The sequence below is a fragment of the Imhoffiella purpurea genome (assembly GCF_000585215.1).
In the GTDB taxonomy this organism is placed as follows: Bacteria; Pseudomonadota; Gammaproteobacteria; order Chromatiales; family Chromatiaceae; genus Imhoffiella; species Imhoffiella purpurea.
This window is the reverse complement of record NZ_AONC01000113.1, coordinates 1-3,168: the sequence shown is the minus strand read 5'-3', so window position 1 is coordinate 3,168 and position 3,168 is coordinate 1. Positions and strand designations below refer to the sequence as shown.

Below are 3,168 nucleotides of genomic sequence, written 5' to 3'. Positions count from 1 at the left end.
TCCGTGCTGTTGAGGGTGATCGTGTAGTGGGTGTCGGTCTCGACGTCGAGTGCGAACCAGTCGACGTCGCCCGCCCAGTCGATGTGTCCGGCTTGCTCGGCCGCGGCCAGCTCGCCCGCTGTCTTCGCCGTGTCGCCGTAGTCGTCCGAGATCGTATCCAGCGTCAACCGATAGTTTCCGACCAGGTTGGCATCCCCGGCGACCGCGACGAAATAGTCCGAGGCCTTTGCGCCGTTAATGAAGGTGAGGCTGTAGAGCCCCGTGCTCGGATTCTCTTCGACTGTCAGGGGTAACTCGTCGGTGATCTCTTTGCCTTTCTTGTCGAGCAGCCGCAGGGTACCGTCGGAGAGGGGGTCGGACGTACCGTACCCTTCGAGAATGACCTTGTATAAGGTATCCCCTTCGGCAGAGACTTCAAACCAATCGACATCGCTGATGTAGTCGATCCCGCCATAGGCCAGATCATTGTTGAATTTTCCTGCCGTCTTAGCGGTAACGCCCTGATCAGCCATCTTCGTCTACTCCATCTCCGTGCTCCAAGCGGCTATAACCCAACCCGACGCCCTGGGCCGAGTCTTGGAGCGAGCTTAATCATTCGTGTGCGCCAAGGATGTGCGCCACTACACAGACTGCTTAACGGCAAGCTCGAAGCATGCTTGAGCGAAGAAGGCCGAATGATGATGCGAGATGGCCGCGTCCAGGCAGCCGGCTCCAGCCTGGCTGGATCCGTCCCGACGGGCAGGCGGCAGAAATAGGACGATCAGTCGCCGAAAAGGAGGAAGACCGCCGATCGACGGCCTTCCTATCGGATTTGAGAGCGGAGACCAGCAGAGAGCCGGGGCGAGCGCGATTCCGAAACCGGTGAGATGATCGAGATCAGAGATACTGCCGTCGGCTCTCCAGCCCCGAGGGGGTCTCGTGCTCGACGCAGAAGCTGTGATCCCGCAGATTCGCCTCGAGAGTCGCACGATGCCCCTGGTGGCTCCAGGTCAGCTTCAGGGTGTGGGAATCGGCCCGCTCGACGCTCAGTTCCCCGAGGAATGCCTCAGAGGTGTTGCGCAGCCGGATCAGGTCGAGCTGATCCTGGACCAGTGTCTTGCGCAGGGCCTCTTCGGCCTGCTCGAGCGTCAGGTTGGTGCGGTTGATCTCCTTGTGCCCACCGGTACCGCCACGGTCGGCCGCGGCATAGTCGTTACTGCCGGCGAAGAGATCGAGATACCAGACCTGAGGGATACCCGGCATGAAGAGCTGGATGGCCCGTGCGAGCAGCAGCTTGCGCTCGTCCTCGCCGAGGGCGCTGAAGAAGGTGGCGTTGACCTGATAGTAGGAGATCTTCCTGCCGTCGGGACCATAGAGACTCTTGACCCGGCCGCCGCGTTCCATGATGCGGCTCATGACGGCCTCGATATGCTCCTCCGCCAGCAGACCGGGACGCCGGATCCCGTCGACCTCCTTGCCGTTCAGATCCAGCACCGGGATCCCATCGTGGCAACCGAGCATGTTGATCGTCTTGAGGCCCTTGTCCTGGATCTCGCCGATCCATTCCAGCAGATGCTCGTTGGTCCCGCGCTCGAGCGCGTCGATGACCAGACCGGGGAAGAAGAAGTCGTAGATGGGGAATCCCTTTCCGGCCACCTCCTCGTGCAGACCGCTTCCGTACTCGGCATGAACCTCGGGAAAGACGATGAGGTCGTATTTCTCGGCGATGCCGCGCAGACGGTCGAGATAGTCCCAGGTGCCGGGCCGGTTGAAGAAGTTCGGCTCGCCGGGCGCCTTGTGCAGATAGGCGAAGGCATCCAGCCGGATGATCCGGGCGCCATAGTCGCGGAGCTTGCGCAGCGTCTCGTCGTAGAAGTGCCAGACCTTCTCGGAGCGTGCGTTCAGGTCCATCTGACCCAGGTAGTCGCGCTTGCGCTCGACGATGGAGACAACCTTGTCCTTCAGGCTCGCATAGCCATTGAGATCCATGGTGCCGAGATCCGGCTTCTGGCGAAGACGAGCGTTGACCATGTCGACGAGCAGTTCCACATCGGACTCGGAGAGCCCCTCGATCTCGCGCAGGTCGTCGGGCGAGACCTCGGAGTAGCGGATCTCCTGGTAGAAGGTATTCCAGTACGGCCGCTCCGATCCGTCCGGAAAGCGGACCTTCAGGATCGGGATCCCTGGCTTGCGCATGAAGAGCTTCTCGAGGTGCTCGGGCTTGGGCATCAGGTATCCCTCGGCGGTCGGCTCGCCCTGATCGGCCCAGAAGTCGTTCCAGTCGATGAAGAAATCCCGATATTCCGAACGGTCTCCCAGATGCAGCAGATCCTGGAACTGCGGGGAACGTACGGAGAGATGATTGAGCACCAGATCGAGCTTGAACATGATCTCGAGCCGGCTCAGATCACGCAGATCGTCCTCGGTGACGAGCTCGGGATTGTGGTCGTAGTCGATGACCGAGAAGCCGCGATCGAGATCGCTGTTGAAGAAGGTCGGCAGGATGTAGAAGAGCGCGAACGTCTTCTCGAACTCGGGTCTCTTGAGCAGATCGACCATTCCGGACAGCCTGCCCCCCACGCTGTCCGGATAAGCGTTGAGCATGACACCGTTCGGAAGCGACGGCGGAGCCCCATTCGTTTCTGAGTGCATGACCTATCCCCCCTGTTTTTGGACACATTATGCATAGACGAGGCGAGGTTTGAAGGCCGAGCCGTTCACCTTTGGTGGAACGAGCGTCGCTCCGGCTGGCAAAGGGGCCAATTGCCCCGTCATTGCGACGGGGCGGAGGCATGCCGAAGGGATCAGCCGACGATCTTCTCGCAGTCGGCGATCAGCTCGTCGAGCAACTGCACCGACGAAGCGGCATCTCGCTTGATTTCTTTGAGAAAATCAAGCTCGCTCTTGGAGACATGGCCATCGTCGAGCAGGGCCTTGCGCAGGATGTTCACCTCCTTCTGACTGATGTGGCCATCCGCCAGTGCAAATGCCTTCGCAACGTCACGCCATTGAGCCATAGGATCCTCTCCTCATTCGTGAAATGGATTGACAGCGTTCGGATCGAACCGATCCGTTCCGCGTCGCTCGGCCAAGGCGACCGAAATCGAGTTTGGCGACGAGCCCGATCTTTGACGGTATTCCGGCATCCGGGTTCATCGCCCGAGCCGTTCCAGGAGACGCGCTGGCGCC

The 3,168-nt window shown here is 60.5% G+C and carries 3 protein-coding genes; all 3 read right to left on the bottom strand.

What is annotated here, in order from left to right:
• Nucleotides 1–512, bottom strand: a 512-nt coding sequence (locus D779_RS20615) for a hypothetical protein (protein WP_043758348.1), incomplete at its 3' end; no start/stop codon positions are given.
• Nucleotides 513–876: 364 nt separating this feature from the next.
• Nucleotides 877–2,583, bottom strand: coding sequence for an alpha-amylase family protein (locus tag D779_RS20610; RefSeq protein WP_232424266.1), 1,707 nt, complete (start codon nucleotides 2,581–2,583; stop codon nucleotides 877–879).
• Nucleotides 2,584–2,783: 200 nt separating this feature from the next.
• Nucleotides 2,784–2,996 (bottom strand): hypothetical protein, encoded by a 213-nt coding sequence (locus D779_RS20605; protein WP_043758342.1) that lies wholly within the window; start codon nucleotides 2,994–2,996, stop codon nucleotides 2,784–2,786.
• Between the last annotated feature and the right edge of the window lie 172 nt (nucleotides 2,997–3,168).

Bases quoted from the DNA above. Each gene is read 5' to 3' on its own strand.
- D779_RS20605 (WP_043758342.1), bottom strand. From the start codon at position 2,996: ATGGCTCAATGGCGTGACGTTGCGAAGGCATTTGCACTGGCGGATGGC.
- D779_RS20610 (WP_232424266.1), bottom strand. From the start codon at position 2,583: ATGCTCAACGCTTATCCGGACAGCGTGGGGGGCAGGCTGTCCGGAATG.